This window comes from Paenibacillus wuxiensis (assembly GCF_040195695.1).
Lineage (GTDB): Bacteria > Bacillota > Bacilli > Paenibacillales > Paenibacillaceae > Paenibacillus_B > Paenibacillus_B suaedae.
The window spans coordinates 247,042-267,172 of the sequence record NZ_JBEFZI010000006.1; the positions used below are offsets into that span (position 1 = coordinate 247,042).

General features: G+C 46.1%; 17 protein-coding genes. 6 read left to right on the forward strand and 11 right to left on the reverse strand.

Annotated elements, in window-relative coordinates:
* Nucleotides 1-100 precede the first annotated feature (100 nt).
* From ABN764_RS15215 to ABN764_RS15230, 4 genes are all read right to left on the reverse strand, one after another.
* Complete coding sequence (locus ABN764_RS15215) at nt 101-937, reverse strand: phosphoenolpyruvate hydrolase family protein (RefSeq protein ID WP_446672383.1); 837 nt, start codon at nt 935-937, stop codon at nt 101-103.
* Nucleotides 934-2,178 (reverse strand): Tm-1-like ATP-binding domain-containing protein, encoded by a 1,245-nt coding sequence (locus ABN764_RS15220; protein ID WP_446672384.1) that lies wholly within the window; start codon nt 2,176-2,178, stop codon nt 934-936. Before ABN764_RS15220 ends, ABN764_RS15215 begins: the two co-directional genes overlap by 4 nt.
* A gap of 122 nt (nt 2,179-2,300) precedes the next feature.
* Nucleotides 2,301-3,500 (reverse strand): phosphoenolpyruvate hydrolase family protein, encoded by a 1,200-nt coding sequence (locus ABN764_RS15225; protein ID WP_446672385.1) that lies wholly within the window; start codon nt 3,498-3,500, stop codon nt 2,301-2,303.
* Nucleotides 3,501-3,681: 181 nt separating this feature from the next.
* The gene (locus ABN764_RS15230; protein WP_072731263.1) at nt 3,682-3,906 is read right to left on the reverse strand and encodes a hypothetical protein; all 225 of its coding nucleotides are present in this window, start codon (nt 3,904-3,906) and stop codon (nt 3,682-3,684) included.
* Between the two features lie 277 nt (nt 3,907-4,183).
* Between ABN764_RS15230 and ABN764_RS15235 the strand changes: the two genes are divergently transcribed.
* Nucleotides 4,184-4,699, forward strand: a complete 516-nt coding sequence (locus tag ABN764_RS15235) for a DUF1572 family protein (RefSeq protein ID WP_446672386.1) — start codon at nt 4,184-4,186, stop codon at nt 4,697-4,699.
* 25 nt (nt 4,700-4,724) lie between these two features.
* Here the strand turns inward: ABN764_RS15235 and ABN764_RS15240 are convergent, their stop codons facing one another.
* The 5 genes from ABN764_RS15240 to ABN764_RS15260 form a co-directional block, all read right to left on the reverse strand.
* Nucleotides 4,725-5,861, reverse strand: a complete 1,137-nt coding sequence (locus ABN764_RS15240) for a sensor histidine kinase (RefSeq protein ID WP_446672387.1) — start codon at nt 5,859-5,861, stop codon at nt 4,725-4,727.
* Nucleotides 5,858-6,532, reverse strand: coding sequence for a response regulator transcription factor (locus ABN764_RS15245; RefSeq protein ID WP_174810311.1), 675 nt, complete (start codon nt 6,530-6,532; stop codon nt 5,858-5,860). Before ABN764_RS15245 ends, ABN764_RS15240 begins: the two co-directional genes overlap by 4 nt.
* A gap of 27 nt (nt 6,533-6,559) precedes the next feature.
* Nucleotides 6,560-8,335: an ABC transporter ATP-binding protein gene (locus ABN764_RS15250; protein WP_174810312.1), complete on the reverse strand. Its 1,776-nt coding sequence runs from the start codon at nt 8,333-8,335 to the stop codon at nt 6,560-6,562.
* Nucleotides 8,336-8,524: 189 nt separating this feature from the next.
* Nucleotides 8,525-9,979, reverse strand: a complete 1,455-nt coding sequence (locus ABN764_RS15255) for a lytic polysaccharide monooxygenase (RefSeq protein WP_446672388.1) — start codon at nt 9,977-9,979, stop codon at nt 8,525-8,527.
* 419 nt (nt 9,980-10,398) lie between these two features.
* Nucleotides 10,399-12,735 carry a putative bifunctional diguanylate cyclase/phosphodiesterase gene (locus ABN764_RS15260; RefSeq protein ID WP_446672389.1) on the reverse strand — a complete coding sequence of 779 codons (2,337 nt, stop codon included), beginning with the start codon at nt 12,733-12,735 and terminating at the stop codon, nt 10,399-10,401.
* A 413-nt stretch (nt 12,736-13,148) separates the two neighbouring features.
* On the opposite strand from ABN764_RS15260, the gene ABN764_RS15265 reads away from it, so the two are divergent.
* The 5 genes from ABN764_RS15265 to ABN764_RS15285 all read left to right on the forward strand — a co-directional run bounded on the left by ABN764_RS15265 (nt 13,149) and on the right by ABN764_RS15285 (nt 18,592).
* Nucleotides 13,149-13,829 carry a response regulator transcription factor gene (locus ABN764_RS15265; protein WP_044355347.1) on the forward strand — a complete coding sequence of 227 codons (681 nt, stop codon included), beginning with the start codon at nt 13,149-13,151 and terminating at the stop codon, nt 13,827-13,829.
* 36 nt (nt 13,830-13,865) lie between these two features.
* The gene (locus ABN764_RS15270; RefSeq protein WP_174809787.1) at nt 13,866-15,308 is read left to right on the forward strand and encodes a sensor histidine kinase; all 1,443 of its coding nucleotides are present in this window, start codon (nt 13,866-13,868) and stop codon (nt 15,306-15,308) included.
* Nucleotides 15,309-15,381: 73 nt separating this feature from the next.
* Nucleotides 15,382-16,200, forward strand: a complete 819-nt coding sequence (locus ABN764_RS15275; RefSeq protein WP_021255143.1) for a DUF3919 family protein — start codon at nt 15,382-15,384, stop codon at nt 16,198-16,200.
* A gap of 1 nt (nt 16,201) precedes the next feature.
* Nucleotides 16,202-17,245, forward strand: coding sequence for an ABC transporter substrate-binding protein (locus ABN764_RS15280; protein WP_446672390.1), 1,044 nt, complete (start codon nt 16,202-16,204; stop codon nt 17,243-17,245).
* A gap of 3 nt (nt 17,246-17,248) precedes the next feature.
* The gene (locus tag ABN764_RS15285; RefSeq protein WP_021255145.1) at nt 17,249-18,592 is read left to right on the forward strand and encodes an MFS transporter; all 1,344 of its coding nucleotides are present in this window, start codon (nt 17,249-17,251) and stop codon (nt 18,590-18,592) included.
* A 292-nt stretch (nt 18,593-18,884) separates the two neighbouring features.
* Here ABN764_RS15285 and lepB read toward each other — a convergent pair whose 3' ends face one another.
* Complete coding sequence (lepB, locus tag ABN764_RS15290) at nt 18,885-19,382, reverse strand: signal peptidase I (protein ID WP_446672391.1); 498 nt, start codon at nt 19,380-19,382, stop codon at nt 18,885-18,887.
* A 15-nt stretch (nt 19,383-19,397) separates the two neighbouring features.
* A complete protein-coding gene (locus ABN764_RS15295) occupies nt 19,398-20,051 on the reverse strand; it encodes a hypothetical protein (protein ID WP_174809785.1) in 654 nt (217 codons plus the stop codon).
* Nucleotides 20,052-20,131 lie beyond the last annotated feature (80 nt).

Genomic DNA, 20,131 nt, shown 5'->3' on the forward strand with positions numbered 1-20,131 from the left:
TGCTGTATATTCAAATTCAAACATCTTCATGCGAAAATGAGACATGCAAACCTCAACGAACGAAGCGGGAGAGCGCTCACTCCCCCGCTATGCTAATGTTCTATTGCTGCTTCAACTTCACATTCTTGAATGCTTCAGCTTGCTGTCTGATTCCGACTTCTGCAGCAAAACGCTCGATACTCGATGCCCCGAAGAATCCATCGATGCCTGTTGTATGTTCGAAGATATATTGCGCATCCTCTGGATCAGCGATTGGACCTCCGTGGCAGATAACGAGTATATCTGGATTAACCGATCGACCTGCGTTGGCAATTGCCTGCACTCTCTTCGCGCAATCATCAAGCGTCAATGCTGTCTTCGCTCCGATAGTACCCTTCGTAGTCAGACCCATATGCGCAACCAGAATGTCAGCCCCGGCCTTCGCCATCTTAATCGCCTGTTCTTCATCGAATACGTATGGCGTCGTCAGCATGCCGAGCTCATGTGCTTGGCGAATCATATCTACCTCTAGGTCATAGCCCATGCCTGTTTCCTCTAAGTTCGCTCTAAATACCCCGTCAATCAGTCCGACTGTCGGGAAGTTCTGCACACCCGCGAAGCCCTGTTCCTTCAATTGCTTCAGGAACACTTCCATGATGCGAAACGGATCCGTCCCGCACACACCCGCAAGTACCGGCGTATTCTTCACGACAGGCAGCACCTCAGCGCCCATGTCGACTACGATTTGGTTAGCATCGCCATAAGGAAGCAGTCCTGCAAGTGAGCCGCGTCCCGCCATTCTATATCTGCCTGAGTTGTAAATGATAATTAAGTCAACGCCGCCCGCTTCCCCACTCTTCGCGGAAATCCCCGTTCCTGCTCCGGCTCCGAGAATCATTTCACCATTGGCAACTTGTTGCTTTAATTTATTGATGATATCTTGGCGTGATTGTTTCATTGTACTTCCTCCTTGATGTAAGTTTCGCTGCTGCTGTGCTTCATCAGCTCAATGAGCTTCTGAGCTGCTGCGATTGCGAACTGTTCGTCATTGATGTCTGCATTCATTTCAATAAGCTCTACAGCTTCCTTATTGATCCGCGTACGAAGTGTATCGAATAAAGCCTTATCCTCTTCCATCCCGTAGAATGGCTGTCCTTCTACATCCAGTGCGGATACCCCCTTCAACGGCAGCATCAGCACTGTCGGTGAAGTTGCTTGATTCAGCTTATCGGCAATGATCTTACCGAGCTCTATATTCTCTTCAACCGTGGTTCGCATCAGCGTTACGGTCGGATTATGCTTATAGAAATTACGATTTTGGAACTGCTCCGGCACGGAATCGAATGGCCCGAAGTTCACCATATCCAGCGCCCCCGTCGATACGACCTGAGGCACTTGAGCCCGCACTGCGGCCTCCAGCCGATGCGGCCCAGCATTCAGCACACCGCCGACCAGTTCGTCGCACCATTCTGTTGTTGTCAAATCCAGAACACCATCGAAATAGTGGGATTCAATCAAGCATTCCATCGTCTTCCCACCTGCACCTGTCGCATGGAAGACAACAACCTCATATCCATGCTTCTCCAAGTACTCTCTCGCATGATTGACGCAAGGCGTTGTCACACCGAACATCGTGGCTGCAACTAGCGGCTTCTTCTCTACCGTCACCGTTACTTCTTCTTTCACCATGCCAGCAATCGCAAGTGCGGCATTCGTAAAGATGCGTGTCGAGATCGAGTTCAAGCCCGACACATCGACGATCGATGGATACATCATAATATCGCTAGTACCTACGTATTGCGATACGTTGCCAGAAGCAACCGTCGATACCATGATCTTCGGCACCCCAATTGGCAGCGCTCTCATTCCTGGCGTTACAATAGAAGTACCGCCAGAGCCGCCGAAGGAGAGGATGCCATCGAACTTCCCTTCCGAATACAACCTTGGAATCAGCTTCTCCATTCCTTGGGCCAACACTTCGGTTGCTAAGGCGCGATCCTTCTTGGAGGCGATTTCATGAATATCCGCCCGCACCTCTCTAGCCACTTCCTCGTTCGATACATCGGGAACGAACATCGGATCAAATACTCCACTATGAATCGTAAGCGTATTCAATCCAAGCCCTTCTAGAATTTCCTTCACATACAAAAACTCTTCTCCTTTGGAATCGAACGTACCGACTATCGCCACTGTTTTCAATATAACAACCTCCTTATGAAGTGGAAGTATATGAAGTACTGATCTATATGAACTACCTAAGCCGGCTTACAATTCAAGTATAGGGCGATTCCGATTCTGATTCATGTATATTTGTACGATGTTCATGTGTTTTTGTATTGTCGTTGATATTCTCTTGGAGACAATCCCGTTGTCTTTTTGAACATTTTGCTGAAGTGCGCATAATCGTTATAGCCAACCAAGCCAGATAGCTCCGACAAATCTAAATGACGCTGCTTCATCAACTCGATCGACTTATTGATTCGGAATCTAGTCAAGTATTCTGGAAATGTACATCCCACCTCTTGCTTGAATAAATAACTCAGATGGGTTCTAGACAGATGTGCAACTTGGGCCAGCTCTGCAAACGAAATATCATGCATGTAGTTCGCCTCAACGTATTCCTTCACGAACTGCACATAATCGTAATGCTTCGTTACCCCTTCGAGCATTTTATGAAGCAGCTTGTCTTGCTCCGTTACCCCAACTTCCTTAAAATCAATCGCAGTCTTCGTGATCGCCGCCTCTGAAGGAATTCGCTCAAATGATGAGCCGCCCAAGTACCCGACTGCACTTGTATTGTCATACATATATTTCACATCAGCCGGCGTATTGACTGGACCGCCATAGATCATCTTGATCACATTCGGATTGATTTTATCACTCACTTGGAAAATCTGCGCCGCCAAGTCTGCGGCTGCCTTCAAAGAGAGCACCTTCGCCGCACCTAATACGCCGCCCTTCGTAAATCCTAAGTGAGCACAGATTACATCTGCACCGGCTGCTGCCATCAGGTGCGCCTGTTCCCGGTTGAACACGAACGCAATCGTGAACATGCCCATCCCGCTTGCGATACGGATCGCTTCCACTTCCGACTCGAAGCTGATACCCGCTTCTTCTAGCGCCTCGCCGAATTGTCCACCAATCAGTCCAACGGTAGGGTAATTGTTGATTCCCGAGAATCCTTTATTCTGAATTTCTTGAATGTACGCCTCCAACCGAATTGTCGGATCTGTTGCGCATAACCCGAACATCACCGGTACCTCTCTGACGAGCGGTACAATTTCCTTCGAGCCAAATTCCATGACGAGCTCATTGCAGTTCCCAAATGGGAGCAGTCCCCCTAGAGAGCTTAAGCCCATCTGTCTGAAACGCCCCGAATTCAAGGCCAAAATGAAATCGGCGCCGCCCTTTACCGCATATTTAGCCGAAATCCCTGCACCGGCTGCTACGCCAATAATGTGCCCGTTCGATTTCAATTGGGCATGCAATCTATTTCGAATCGTTTCACGATCAAAGTACATGTTCACACACCTTCTTTTCATTGCCGTTGCTGCTGCTAGGTTGTTGTTTCGTTTCGATTGTGTTGTGAATATCATAACATTCTCTGATTAGCCGGTCGAATGTCCATAAATGAATGGCTTCAACTCGAGCAACATGCAAAAAAGCAGCTTGGTGAAAAATCTCCAAGCTGCTGCCTACGTACTATTGTATTTTCCTCTTAGCCCGACGCTGCGCAAGCAGACTGATTAGCACTGCCGTGTTGCCAACTATAAAAAAGAGTGACAGCATTGCTGCGAACAAAGTCGTTCCCATATAGTTAGAATCCTTATTCCCCTTCAATTGGATCAGAAATACGATGACGGCTATACAGCACGCAATACAACAAATCAGTAAGGCGCACAGGCGTCGCTTTATTCGTCGATCCATCTACCTATCCACCACCACATCATTCTCGTCTCATTCAAACCCTTCATTGATCCTCTAACACGAATGATTCCCATTTTCGTACAACTAACTGTATGATAAGCTTCGCTTTCGTCTCTTCTGTTATAAAAAAATTTGCTCATTTCCATTGCCCACAGTTCATATTCATTGCATAATACGAAGTATCATTACCATCATGAGGAAGCTGCTATACTACTCATTATTTCGTGTTGATCCGTAGCCATATAGTAACGATGTTCATTCGAGGAGGATGATTCGTATGGTGTTGCAAACGGAAAGCCAGATCGCCAAGCATTATTTGCAAGTCGTCAATGAGAAATTTGTAGAATTGAAGAAGATGGGTGAACGAACGTTTGAACAATTAGAGGACGAAGAGTGGAACTGGTCTTACAATGTGGACTCGAACAGCATCGCGGTCATCGTAAAGCATATGAGCGGCAATATGATCTCACGCTGGACCGACTTCCTCACTACAGACGGCGAGAAGGACGATCGCAATCGAGATGAAGAATTCGAGGACAACATAACGAGTCGCGAAATGCTCCTTGATGTGTGGAACCAGGGATGGAAGGTGTTTCTAGACACCCTTCAATCGCTGACCGTAGATGATCTCACCAAGACGGTGACGATCCGTCAGCAGCCGCACACTGTCATGGAGGCCATCGAGCGCCAGATGTCTCATTACGCCTATCATGTCGGTCAAATTGTGTACGCTGCCAAGGAATTGAAGTCCGAGAAATGGAGCACCTTATCCATTCCAAGAAAGAAAAACTGAACCTATTAAAAAAGCGCCGCTCACGCTACTTACGTAAACCGGCGCTTCCTGCTTCTAAAATAGATGATTCAGCCGCATTTGGGTCTAAGGGAAGCTTCACACAGAAGGTTGACCCTTCTCCCTTCCTACTTGACACTTGGATATCTCCAGAGTGAAGCTGGACGATCTTCTGCACAATAGACAGCCCCAACCCATTACCAGCGATGGTACGATTGCGAGACACATCTGCCTTGAAGAACCGCTCAAATAAATGCGGAATATGCTCCTCATCAATCCCAATCCCACTATCGCTAATGCACACTTCAACCGTTCCATTAGACATGCGCGCCTCGATATGAATAGCCCCACCTTCAGGCGTGAACTTAATCGCATTATGCACAAGGTTCATCCATACTTGACTCAGCATCTCTTCATCCGCTGAAATCTCCATTTTATCTACAATCAAATCTAATTCGATACGCTTCTCCAGCCATTGGGGTTCGCTGATCAACGCGATATTACGAAGCTGCTGATCCAATCGATAGCGCTTCATTTCCATCGGATGGTGCTCCGATTCCAGTGACGTTAATTTGAGCAAATTCTCGCTAAGCTTGGATAGTCTCATCGTCTCCATTTCAATGATTTGAAGATAATTTAGACGCTCTTCTTCGCTCAGTTCCTCACTCTGTAAGGCACGTGCGAATCCGCGAATCGAGGTCAATGGTGACTGAATTTCGTGCGAGACATTCGATATGAACTCCTGCCGCATCTGCTCCATTTCCCCTAAGCTGTCTGCCATTTGTTGAATCCCGTCAACGAGAGATCCGTATTCATCGCGGAAATCCTCATACATCGGGATACTGATATTAAACTCCCCTTGGGAAATTTTCTTCAGCGCATCCAGAATGGATTGGTAGAACTTAACGTGCTTAACGCGGACAAACGGGAATATGATTGCAAGTACCGCAACGAAAAATAGCAGTCCCATCACGCATAGAACAAGAAAAGCCCAATAGCTGTCTTGCTTCCAACCGACCCAGTTCATGACGTAAGGATTAATCAAATACGATAATGACCATGATGCCAGGATAAGTAATAATATGGTTGCCATTCCTGTTATGAATTTCAGAACACGACCTATCTTCGTCGCCTTAAAGGCTGCATACCGTTCACGAAGGGTCATTCGAGCACCTCTAGCCGATAGCCAAGCCCGCGAATCGTCTTGATCTTGAACCCATGTTCAGTCTCAGGGAACCTCTCCCGCAAGCGATTAATATGCACGTCAACTGTCCGCTCATTACCCTCGTAGTCATACCCCCATATATCCTCTATCAATTGTTCCCTGGAAAAGGTTTTGCCTGGATATCCGCCCAGCTTGAATAATAGTTCGAATTCCTTCAAAGGCAATGAAAACGTCGCATCGCTAGTGGTTACTTCGAGTGTATGCTGGTTCATGACGATACGTCCGAACTGAGCGATTTTTGATGTAGCGATCTGGTACCGCTTGAGCAGCGCCCTGACGCGAACGACAAGCTCCATCGGATCGAAAGGCTTCACTAGATAATCGTCTGTTCCAAGGTTGAACCCTTTGACCTTCTGTGATGTCTCGCCCTTAGCGGTTAGCATAAGGAGCGGGATATCATACAGCGCCCTTAATTCACGGCACAATTCCCACCCATCCATGTTCGGCATCATAATATCGAGCACAACCAAGTCAGCCTTATTGCTCTCCATTTGGGTAAGAGCTTCAACTCCATCAGGGGCTTCAATGGTCTTGAAGCCCTCCTTCTGCAAAAATACGGTGACTAGCTTGCGAATATGTGGATCATCGTCAACTACGAGTATGGTTGCCATCTACTCATTACCGCCCCTTTCTTCCTACTAGCAAGCCTCCTCCGATTCATCCAGAATGCGGAGCTGCTGTGCAGCGAATTCACGGTACATTTCGTGCGTCTCGAACAATGTCGCATGGGTGCCGCAGCCTGTTAGCTGGCCCTTCTCGACGAACAAAATTTGATCAGCATCTACTACGGTAGACAATCGATGTGCAATCACGAGCGTGGTACGGCCCTGCATCAGATTGTTCAATGCCTTCTGTACAACAATTTCTGATTTGCTGTCCAGCGCGGATGTTGCCTCATCGAGCATCAAGATACGCGGGTTGCGCAGCAGTGCCCGTGCAATGGCAATCCGCTGCCGCTGACCGCCAGACAGCTTAAGCCCCCGCTCTCCTACAGGAGTCTCATACCCTTCAGCAAGCTCCTGGATGAAGCCGTCTGCGTATGCCATTTGCGCGGCATGTTCCAGTTCTTCGTTCGTCACTTCACGATTCATACCATAGCAGATGTTCTCACGAATCGTTCCATCGATAAGCGGACTTTCCTGTGACACATAACCGATCTGAGTCCGCCAAGACTGGAGAGAGAATTCGTTAATATCCACCTCTCCAAGCTTAATTGCCCCTGAGGTTGGCAAATAGAAGCGTTCGAACAGCGAGAATAGTGTGGTCTTCCCACCGCCGCTCGGACCTACGATTGCCGTCACTTTTCCAGCAGGAATCGTGAAGCTTACATCCTCTAGTATAGGCTCACCGTGAGCATAAGCAAAGTGGACATTCTCCACTTGTATCGGTTGATCGGCTTGTTCCACCTGCTTGCCATGTACATGATCTTCCTCTGCTGCATCGAAGATGGAGATCATATGATCCGTTGCTCCAATTGCCTTCTGCAGCTGCGTAAAGAACATCGATAGCTGACTCATCGGCATCACGATCTGAATCAGATACAAAATGAAGGCAACCAACTCACCCGCAGACAACACGCCTGAGGATACCCGCATTCCACCATATCCGATGATAACAACAAGCAAGACCATTAACACAAAGGACATGATCGGAGCGATCAACGCCTGAACGACACCCTCTTTAATGCCGAAACGAAGCAAGTTATTGATGCCCTTGCGTCCGTTCTCATATTCTCTGGACTCTGCATTCGATGCTTTCACGAGACGAATCTCGGACAGGACTTGGCTTAATACAGCAGTGAAGGACGCTGTCTCATCCTGCAAGCCTTTTGATATTTTGAACATTTGTTTCCCAAGCGGGAGTAAAACCAGTGCTGCGAGTGGAATGACAACGAGCATAATGACCGTCATCTGCCAGTCCAAGTACAGCAATACGATAAATGAACCGATCACGGAAACGATTCCCGTGAAGAAACTTGATAAATGCTCAGTAATGAACCCTTTCACAATCCCGGTATCATTCGTAATTCGGCTTACCGTCTCACCAGTCTTGTTCTCATCATAATACGATACGGGCAATATCAGGAGCTTCCTCCACAATCGATCCCGCAATCCAGCTACAACCCGTTGGCCGATAAGATTCAGCATGTATATCGATAAACCGGAAGCAACCGTCTGAATAATGAAAGCTGCGGCCAGCGCCACAATCTGCATCGTATCCAGCTTCGACATGGAGAAGTTGTCTACCATCCCCTTCGTAAACATCGGTATTACCAGTGAGACAGCAGTTGAACCAATACTCATCAGCAACGCAATAAATAACATCAATTTCGATGGCTTTGTCTCATTTATGACGCGTAAAAATTGCCGCCAATTTCCGAATGACCCCTTCGTTCCTTCTATTTCTCTATCCATTGATCCCCAGCTCCTTATATATTATCCACTTGTGAAGTTGAGTCCATCATAATCAATGAATTTAAACGGAATGTAAACAAAAGCGACATCCATGCAAAAAGCCGTCCCATAACGAGAGCGGATGGAGAGTAAATTCTCCGGCTACTTTCGTTCGAGAACGGCTTTTTCGGGTTGTATTCAACTATGCATTTATTTTACAAGCTTCCACACATCTGTTTTTCCTGGCGTCTCGCCTTTTGTCCACCACTTCGCTTGGTACGTGGCGCCTTCATATGTCACCTTAGCTTGTCCATCATAGGAGGTTGAAGAATTCCACTCTTGTGCCACATCGCTCAGCAGCTTCCATACATCAGAAGAGCCTGGCTTATCGCCTTGCGTCCACCATTTTGCTTCATAATCCAGACCTTGATAAGTGACGCGATCGCCGCTTACATATACTTTCGTGCTGTCCCATGTCGTCGATGTCTGCTCATCCGACTTCGTAGTCACTTGAACCGCATTGCTCGCCGCAGATCGGTTGCCCGCTTCATCTACAGCCACTACAGTGTAAGTATAAGTCGTGCCAGACTTCAGCCCTTGATCCATGAAGGATGGCTCCACTGCTGTACCGACAAACGTACCATTGCGGAAAACTTCGTATTGGGCCACCCCAACATTATCCTTGGATGCATCCCATACGAGATGAACACCTGTAGTCATCGTATGAGGCGCTCTTACGTTCGTCGGAACGGATGGAGCTTCTGTATCCACAACAGCCGCCTTCGTTGTCACAGTAAGCGGGTTGCTTGCCGCTGAACGATTATTAGCCCCGTCAACTGCGACTACCGTATACACATACGAGGTGGAAGCAGTTAACCCTTTATCTACATAGGATGGAGTCACAGATGTGCCAACGAGTTTGCCATCACGGTAAATTTCATACTGCTTAATGCCATTTGAAGCATTTGATGCTGCCCAGCCTAGCTCAATACTTGCAGCTGTTTGGATTTTCGATTCGAGATTAGATGGAACCGTTGGTGGCTGAACCTCGCCATTGTTCACCAAGTTCACATCCACGACCTGATAGAATGCATTGCCTGTGTCCGCAATTTCCCAGACACCCAATATAATATGATAACCACTGCGGTCTGTTGGAATGGTTACCTCATGAGATACTTTGGTCTGTGGTTTTTTACCGCCATCTTGGAACGATGCGAACAATTCCAAATCCGAGCGCTTCAACGGCTCGTTCGGGTTCCAGCCTTTTTTCGTAATGTAGTATTTCCATTCCTTCGTGCTGTGCGGAGCAGTTAGATGCCAAGACATCGTGTTTTTGCCGCCATGCAGGGTAACCTTCGTCCATCGATCTGCCGATTGCTCGAACAGCTCGGGGAAGATCCCACCGCCTGTAATTTCTCCGTCCTTCGGACCGCCTACTGGGAAATTACCTTTTGCTTCTACACTCTGTGGCTCATATTGAATAGAACCGCAGTTTTTATTTTCTCCTTGCTTGCACAGCAGCGCCCGGCTTGTCGGTCCTTCCATATAACCATGTGCGTACGCTGTACCAGCATAACCGCCTGCTGCTGCGGCACCTAATACAACTATCCCGCATGAAAGGATAAGCGTTTTAACATTTGTGCTCCATTCGCTTCTCTTCGTCATTCGTACTGTCTCCTTCCGTGTCATCACGTCACTTATAGGTGAAAATGTACAGGACAATATGAGCATACATTCATTAGTTGTCCCGACCACATCTTACCCATAACTTCACGCTCTGCAAAGGTTCCACATACCTATAGACGCGCTTTCGAACCAGCACTATGTGCGGGATTATAATTTCATGAGGAAAGAACCATTATCGCGACTTAAGTCACAGGAATTAGTTCCATCCATTTCCATAATTCGAAAATGAAATACCATTATCCCAATTACCGGAATTTTGGCACGATTCTTCTTCATTGAAAAATAATCAAAAAATGCTATTAAAGTTAAAGCATTATAATTCATTGTGACTATGAAGACACCAATTTCATATGTCTTCATGATCATTTATTTAACCGAAAATTATTCTACATTTATCTTCATACCGTATCTTCAGTTCGCAGCGGTACAAAAAAAGAGCTCTCGACATCTGCTGCAGGCAGCGGCTTACTGAAGTAATAGCCTTGAATTTCACGACATTCCTTCTCAGTCAGAATATCCAACTGCTCCTTCGTCTCAATTCCTTCTGCAATCACATTCAGCTTCAAATGCTGCGCCATGGAAATAATGGTTGCAACGATCGCTTTATCATTCTCGTTGCTGGATATATCCGTAATGAAGGATCTATCAATCTTCAGCTTATGTATCGGGAACGTCTTCAAGTAGCTGAGAGAACTATATCCTGTACCGAAGTCATCCAAGCTAATACGAATGCCAAGCTTATTGAGTTCATGCAGAATGGTCGTGGATATCCCCGCATCCATCATCATGCTCTCCGTGATTTCGAGTTCCAAATATTGCGAGGGCAGACCTGTTTCGTGCAGTACCAGCTTCACTTGCTCGGTGAGATTCGAATGATGGAACTGCTGTGTTGACAGATTGACAGATACAGGAATAAGCGGACCTCCCGCATCATGCCATTCCTTCATCTGACGGCATGCCTCCCGAATGACCCAATTGCCGATTTCACTAATCATTCCTGTCTCTTCAGCTAATGGAATGAAGGCGCCTGGCATTAACAGGCCTCGCGTCGGATGGTTCCATCTCACGAGCGCTTCGACGCCGATCATTTTGTTCTCTTCCGTACTGATTTGAGGCTGATAATGCAGGACTAGCTCTTCCTTCTGTACTGCCTTGCGCAAGTCACCTTCTAGCTCTATCTTGCCTAGCAGGCCAACATCGAGATCTGAAGTGTAGAATTGATGACCGTTCTTGCCGTGTTTCTTCACCTCGTACATAGCTGCATCGGCCTTCTTAATCAATTCAACCGGATCTGTGCTGTCCTTCGGATAGATAGCCGTGCCGACACTTGTTGAAATGTAGAAATCATTATCCTTCAGCCGGAATGGCTGCCGCATCTCCTCGACGATACGCGTGGCCAATTTCTCACAATCAGTTCCAGCCGGATTCGTACGGCAGAGTACAATGAATTCATCGCCTCCGAGCCGTGAGATCGTTGCTTCATACCCTTCTACGCTAGAGATAATTCGATCGCTTACAGCCTTCAGGAATATATCGCCGTATGTATGTCCAAGCGAGTCATTAATTAACTTGAACCTATCAATATCCAGGGCCATTACGCCGAAGTATCCATCCTCCCGTTCACAATCCTTAATGAGCTGTGTCAGAATCTCGTTGAACATGCGACGATTCGGCAGTCCGGTCAGATCATCATGATAGGCCAGATGCTTAATCTGTTCCTTCGCTTTCTTCTCTTCCGTTATGTCCCGAGCGATAACATGATTGCCTGCAAGCTCACCTTCAATCTCCACCGGTACGATAATTACCTTCAGCTCTAACCGACGCCCATCCTTCGCAATCACTGCCGTATCATAGCTATGTGTTTTGTTTTCAATCGCAATATCGTACAACTTGCGGGCTCTTTCAGTTAAATCATCGGCAACGATCGCTTCAATATTAGATATATTTTGGTTTATGTATTCTTCCGCTTGCCCGCCAATCATCCGAATGACCGCAGGATTTATGCTAATGATTTGTCCGTTCGTATCTACGGATATGATTCCATCCACATTGTTCTCATACAATGTCCGGTACCAACCAGCATGTTCTTGAATCACATAATCTTTCTGGGACAGACGTCTGGTGATAAATACGCCGAATAAGGTCATGCCCAGTAACAAGAATGTCGCACAGGCAATAATGTAAGCGAGCACTGCCGGATCGATCAATAAGGCAGATCTCCGATAAATGTTCGGATCAATGTAGAAATGAGCTGCAATCATACCTGTATAATGCATGCCTGCAATGCCAGCGCCCATGATCAACGCACTTCCCAGCTTGTACCATGTTCCGCTTCCTGCTTGATCCTTGCGGAAATAGAACAGAAGCCACAGAGCGATCGCAGAAGCAGTCACCGCGATTGCAATCGACAATATCACAATTGCTGTATCATAGGTAATCCCAATCATCATCGCATCCATGCCAACATAATGCATGCCAGATATTCCAAGCGCCATCAATATGCCTGATAGGATAAGCTCGCCAATGCCGATCTTCTTCCTCGCTACGGTAAAGAGAGAGATACTTGAGACGAAAATCGCAAGGATTACGGAGATAACTACATAGTCGATGTCGTATGTAACTTTCACCGGCAGCGACATGGATAACATCCCCACAAAATGCATGGACCAGATGCCCAATCCCATTGATGTTGCCCCGCATATTAGCCAGATTAATCTTCTGTTTCCTTTGCTCATACTGATTCTCCCGGCAAGATCCAATGCAGAGTAGGATGCAGTTACAGCAATTAAATAAGAAACGATAACGAGAAACAAATCATATGTCCCATGAATATGATGGACATGCCCCACTTTCAGACACCTTCTTTCCCTTTGTTGATAGGCACTTGCCATCATTTCAAAGCAACCGTATTTATGCGACAATCATACTATATTACTGATAAATTTTAAATATCTTCTAGGCGATAAGTTGCTTTTTATAGGACTAATGAACCAATTAATTTTGTATATTTAGCAAACATTACCACGCATGCTTGCATCGCTTATCGTGTACAGTTATGGGTGTGGTTCATTTAGGATCTTTGCAGTAGCCTTTTCCAAAGCTGTTTTTTATAAAAAGTACTATTATTCCTATCAACGAGGAGAACACGATGAATATTCTAGTTGTCGATGACGAAGAGAGTATCTTGAATCTCATTCGACTTAATTTGGAAATCGAAGGATATCAAGTACATACCGCCGCTAACGGCCGCGAAGCCAATGAGCAGTGGCAGAAAGAGCATATCGACCTCATTATTCTCGATGTGATGCTGCCTGATACAGACGGCTATCAGCTGCTTCGCGAGTTCCGCGCTAGCAACGCGGATATTCCGATTATCATGCTTACTGCCAAAGGACAAATTAATGACAAGCTGCTCGGACTACAATTAGGAGCAGATGATTACCTTGTCAAGCCCTTCCATAGCACGGAGCTGCTGCTTCGAATTAAAGTTATCGAACGCAGATTGAACAAGCCAGTTCAAGTAAATGACAGCAATGGCAGTCTTATTCAATGTGGCCCGTTCCGGGTAGATTCAGAGAAGCGATCCATCCACGTAAATGACAAGGAACTAATATTAACTTATCGTGAATATGATTTGCTTCTGCTGCTCATTTCGAACAAGCAGCGCATATTTACACGTGACGATCTTCTCATGAAAGTGTGGAAGCTCGACTATCCGGAAAATACGAGAGCCGTTGATATTATGATTCAGCGCCTTCGCAAAAAGCTCGGCAATGAAGGTGATCGTATCAAAACCATTTATGGAGTTGGCTATAAAATTGATTGCTGACACAGTTGGCTATGATGATTACAAGGTGGACAACCGATGACTTTACAGAAACGAATCTATTTGGCACTACTCGCCCTTTTCATACCCGTTATGTTGTTTCTTTATATTGTGCTCGACATCTCACTGCAGAATAATATTTATCAATCAGCCGTTCATTCCTTGCAGAAGCTCAGCATCGAGGCCCAGATCTATACGATCAATTATGTGGAACGCGAGCAGCAGGGCGAACCAAAAGAAACGCTTCAAAAAGGAGCAACGCTCATTGCCTCTTATTTGTCCAAACGGATGGGTGTCCGGGTACAGATCATGAATGCACAGCAGCATGTCCTTTCGGATACGGAACGCGGATCGCTGTCTTATGTAAATCAAGATACGGAGCAAGCTTTGCATGGGACCAAGTCCTATATGATTCAAAAAGCTTCTCCTTCGCCGCTGCTCCTGTTCTCGAGTCCTATCTATGTGGATAATCAAGTCATCGGCTTGATTCGTTTTCTTCAACCCTTGGAAGAAGAGGCTCAATTACTGAATCGAATGAATGCGACCTTTGCGATTACATTCCTTCTCATTCTTGCCGTTGCTGTGCTTATTGCGAATCGCTTCGCGAAATCATTAAGCAAGCCTATCGAGCAGCTTCGAGATATGGCGAAGAAGCTGGCAAGCGGCAATTATAGTACACGCATCGAATTAAGCGCCTACGAAGAGATCAGCCAACTCGCCCATTCCTTCCATGCTATGGCCGATGCAATCGAGCTTCATGTTCAGCAATTAAGTCAGGAGAAGGACAAGCAGCGTGATTTCCTTGATCGGGTCACCCATGAGTTGAAGACTCCGCTGACTGCAATTATGGGGTATTCAAATTTAATTCCGCGGTTGAAGGACAGTAAGGATGTTGAGACGAGCCTGCGCCATATTTCCGTCGAAAGCGAACGAATGCTTACCCTAGTAGAGGAACTGCTGTCTCAGTCGAAATATAGCGACAGCCCATTCTCGGTGTCACCTACCATATGTGATATCGCAACCATTGCAAATGAGGCTGTCTATATTGTTCAGCTACGATTAGATAAATATCAGATTAAGCTTACGAATCAGCTAATCTCCACAATGGTCGTAGCCGACCCGGATAAGACAAAGCAAATCTTGTTGAATCTGCTTGATAATGCAATCAAATATAGCGATGCGTCTGAACTCATCATTCAACAGCGCACCAGTGAGCAGACAGTATCCATTACATTCCAAGATGATGGTATCGGACTTAGTCACTCACTAATTGAGAGATTCAGGATCGCATCAGCAGATGACTCCCTTCGTTGCTCCAGCGGAGGCAACGGGTTCGGTCTGCTCATCTGCAAACAGCTAATGACTAGACAAGGCGGCTCGATGTCTATCCATTCCGAGGAGGGAATCGGAACAATCGTTACGCTGGATTTTCGTTCACCAGCAGCACTTGATTCACATCCGCTGCCGATTTTCACGAAATAATACATTTACGAAACAATTACGAGGCGATTATGAAATGATAGTCGTTTATTCTGTCCAAGGAGAATAATGAAGGATGAACAAGATGTTAAGGAATGCCTTCCTATTTGGAGGTGTCATTCTGGTGCTGATGATCGCCGGCTATTACTTGAATGAACAAGTCTATCAAGAAGTCGGCCTTATCTATGATAAGCATGAAGTACTGCAAAAAGTAAGCGATTCCCTTCCCGTGCAGGCAACTATCTTTCATGGGAAATGGGGAACTCTCCAGGTCAATGACGAGGTAAGTTTGCATGCATTTGTATCCTATGTGGATCGCATTAAGCAGCAGTATGAACCGAAGCAGATAATGACTGCGAGAGATGAAGGACATGCCATGTTCTCCGGACGAATTCGCTATTTGAACGGAAGTGAGCAGACCTTCTCGCTCGAAAATACCTTAACCCTTGGCAAATGGTCTTACGGCCCAGGACATGAGACTCCAATGCTGTCTGCTATGCAGACGCAGCTGTTAAGTCTGTTCTATACGCCAGAACATTATGCGGAATTTATCCGCTCTTCCAAAGAGCTTACCTATCGTATAGATGGTATACAGGAAAGTCTGCAAGATGATGAAAAGGGTTACTTGGTATCTCAGATAAGTCAGGCATCTGAAATTAAGGATCCGGTAGAGATGAAACAGCTGCTGCTGCTGCGCAAGCAAAAGCCGCTCGCTTATATTACCGCTTTCAAACAGGATAATGAGATGCTGAATGACCGCAACAATCTGCTGCATATGGTCGTATACGCCGATTACGTCGTCATGGAATACATGGGGGATGACAACGGCAATTCAATCTATTTGCGGACAAAATTGGGGTCACTACTTCATGGGAAGAACATAGGGGCACAATAAAATGACACGATTCCTTTACCTTCTATTATTTATCTGCCTATTCACGCAGGCAAGCTGTACCAAAGATCAAAATACGATCACCGTAGATGAGCAAGGTGTGCCCCAATTAAATGGGCGCCATATCGTTGCATACGTCGCTGCTCGTGAGGAAGTCGGTAGCGCATTGCTATCCTCATTCTGTCAACGAACAGGTTGTACGTATGAGTACATTCGTTTGTCCACAGAAGAAATATTGCGGCGTGTTACACAGGAATCTGCCAAACCGCAAGCGGATCTCGTCATCGGCGGAACGATTGACGCGCATTTGACAATGAAACAGGAGAAGCTCTCCTCCCCTATTCGCAGCTCGAATCTCGCTGCGATTCCTAGCTCCTTCAAGGATGAAGATGGGTATTGGGCAGGATATGAGATTGAACAATTGTCTATTGCTGTCAATCGTGACCATTGGAATAAGGAATTTGCGCCATTAGGCTTAACGATGCCTAAGAAGTGGGAAGATCTTCTTCTTCCTGCTTACCAAGGGAAGATCGTTATGCCCGATCCGAATTACTCCGGAACGGCATATACATTCCTTTCCTCCTTATACGAGGCATGGGGCGAGCAGAGAACAACGGCCTTTCTCAAAGGTCTTACCCGCAATGTTGGGCTTCTCACAGTGAACGGTTACATGCCAGCTCAATACGTTAGTTCAGGCGAGTATGTAATCGGTATCAATTTCCTCGGAGATCAGCGCAAGCTGCGCGATGCAGGATTCGATCTTGTTAGCAGTGTTCCGAAGGATACGAGCTTATCTGTGAACGGGATCTCTAAAATTCGGAATGCACCTAATGAGACCGCTGCGGACTGGTTCATTAATTACAGCTTGTCCCAAGAGGCAGCAGCTGTTCTGGAACAAGTATCGTTCGGTACTCCTACCGTTCATCAGAACGAACAGGATATTTCGAATTCAGCTGTACTTCCCGTACACAGCTCACTACGCAGACTTGAACAGATTTTGAATCAATGGAACAACTTGCGTGCAGACACAAAAGGTCAAGGAGAATGAAGAATGTTTGCTTGGTTGAAAAAAGCTCCCGCCATACCACGATTGCCGGAGCACATGATCGCGAAATTGTACCGAATCTTCCGGATTCGTACATTGATCGGCATTTCTATCGGTTATGCAGGCTACTACTTAGTACGTAGCAACTTTACGTTATCCACACCTTATTTAAAGAGTGAGCTCGGGTTTACCACTTCTCAAATTGGTTTGTTGAGCTCGGCACTCGCCGTCACTTACGGGATAAGCAAGTTCTTCATGGGGAACTTGGCAGATAAAGCCCATACACAGCGCTTTATCGCTGTTGGTTTGTTCTTGTCTGCCATTATTAACCTTATCATGGGCTCTTCTTCCACGTTCGGTCTCATTTTCATGCTTCTTATCGTGAACGGGATGTTCCAAGGCATGGGTGCTCCTCCTTGCAGTATCACCCTGGCGAACTGGTTCTCGAAGAAAGAGCGCGGTACTTATATGGGAATCTGGAATACATCCCATAATATCGGCGGAGGTCTTATTGCACCAATCGTCGGTGTTGCATTAGGGGTTCTCGGCAATGCTTACTGGCAATCCGCAATTTTCGTCGTTCCCTCGATTATGGCCATGGTTATCGCCGTATTTGTATGGTTCTCCGGTAAGGATACGCCACAATCGATCGGCCTTCCGCCAATCGACGAATATCGCAACGATTATGATGATGTAGAACGCAATCCAGACGGCGACAAGCTGTCCTTGAAAGAAATCTTGTTTAAATACGTACTTAAAAACAAATTTATCTGGTTCCTGTGCTTGTCGAACGTATTCGTCTACTTCATTCGCTTCGGTGTCTTGAACTGGGTACCATTATACTTGACGGAAGAAAAAGGCTTCACACAATCGCAATCTCATGTTGCATTTGCTGTATTCGAATGGGCAGCAATTGTAAGCTCGCTCGTAGTCGGTATCCTTAGCGACAAGTTGTTCAAAGGCAACCGGATGCCGCTCTGTATCATCAGCATGGTCGGAGTCTTGTTGGCTACGCTCGTATATTGGCAGTCTTCGGACGTTCTTGTAATTACGATTGCCGTATCCATTATCGGCTGTCTCATCTATGTACCACAGTTCTTGATTGGCCTTAGCGCAATCGACTTCGTACCGAAGTTCGCTGTAGGTACAACGGTTGGTTTGACTGGTTTGTTCGCTTACTTGTTCGGTAACTTGACTGCAAGCGCACTCGTTGGATTTATCGTTGAATCCTCCGGCTGGAACGGCTGCTTCCTGATGCTGCTTGGAAGCGGTGTATTGGCAGCATTCTTCTTGACGCTTATTCAGATCGGCCGCAAGAAGCATATTCGCAATACTGCAAATCAAGCATAAGTGAATCGAGACTTAGAATTACTTATTTAACTTGCTATGTACACACCCTCTGTTGCGAGCTAATAGGCTCAGCATACAGAGGGTTTTCTTTTCCCCGCTACCAAAGCCAATCTCAACCCTCCCATCTATGCTTGAATAGCTATGGGAAATATTGATGTTCTGCAACAGAGGTTCCAAATACATATCGAGGGTCATACCTTGCATAAAAAGACCCCACCCTTGATTAATAACAGGTAATCACAGGTGAGGTCTTATAGTTTCTTCTTGTATGATAATGGATAAAAGGCGACGCCTATTGGCTAAAAATATGTGTCGGTACAACAGCCAGCACCTTGCCGATTATTTCGTCTGTGCTCACGAACGGCTTATCCCAAAGATGGGAATCGTTGCTATTGTTCCGGTTATCTCCAAGGAAAAAATAATGATCCTGTGGTACCGTAATCGGCCCATAGGAATAGTTCATCTTTTCCAGAATGTATGGTTCCTCGACTGGAACATCATTCCGATACAGCTGTCCATTCTTTACTTCAATACGATCTCCCGGCAAGCCGATAAGCCGTTTCACATACCGGTCTTCCGCAACTGGCGGATAAAATACAACAATATCCCCATGCTTTAGATCGGTTAACCACATCATTTTCTCAACGATCAAGTGATCCTTCTTCTCTATCGTCGGAATCATCGAGCCAGTCGGGACACTCATCGCTTCCGCGACATATGCTTTAATGAATAATGACAGACAGACTGCGACAATTACACTTGGAATCCACAGCTTCAACGTTTTCCACATAGTTCGGTTCCTTTCTTATTTATCGCTTTTAGTTTCACCAAACAACTCCAATTCCGCTCCAATCTCGTTCGATCTCCCGCTGTAAAAAGCCGTAGAATCTCTCGCATAGACACGGTATTCCGCGGTCACACTATTTTTCTGGTGAGGGATCAGCTCTACACTTTGAAAATCAAACTCAATAGTGTCGTCATTCATCAATCGTATGGGACGAATGCGGACATTTGTTTCTTCACCGTAATTATATACGGTAAATGTGCAAATAGTGGTCAGCTCCTTCACATCTTCAGAATATTGCACAGTCGAGCAGCTGCTGCCCTCCTTTGTGTAGTCTAACGAAGATATCCCCGATGCGAAATATTTCACGGTGAACATCACACCTTTGCTAACCGTAGGGGATACCATCGCGAACAAAATACACCCGATAATCAGCCGTTTTGCTAGCTTTGGATGATTATAAGAGCGAGCTGCACCCCGAATTCCAACAATTAATAAAAGGATACCAAAAATTACAGGCGGATGCCAACTCCCACCATCCATTTGTACCCACGGCGATAGACCAAGAAAGAGAAAGATCTCATCTCCGAAGGAACGTCCTAAGTGATGCATGGATATCAAAACGATACCAACAAATGTCGCCCCCAAATAAATTGGCCCCGGCTTCACCAACATTCTCCCCTCCCTCTCTTTCTAGGCGTGGTTGTAAATCATATGTACGATGCAATCGACTCAGCTCCCCTGTATCAGTCTTA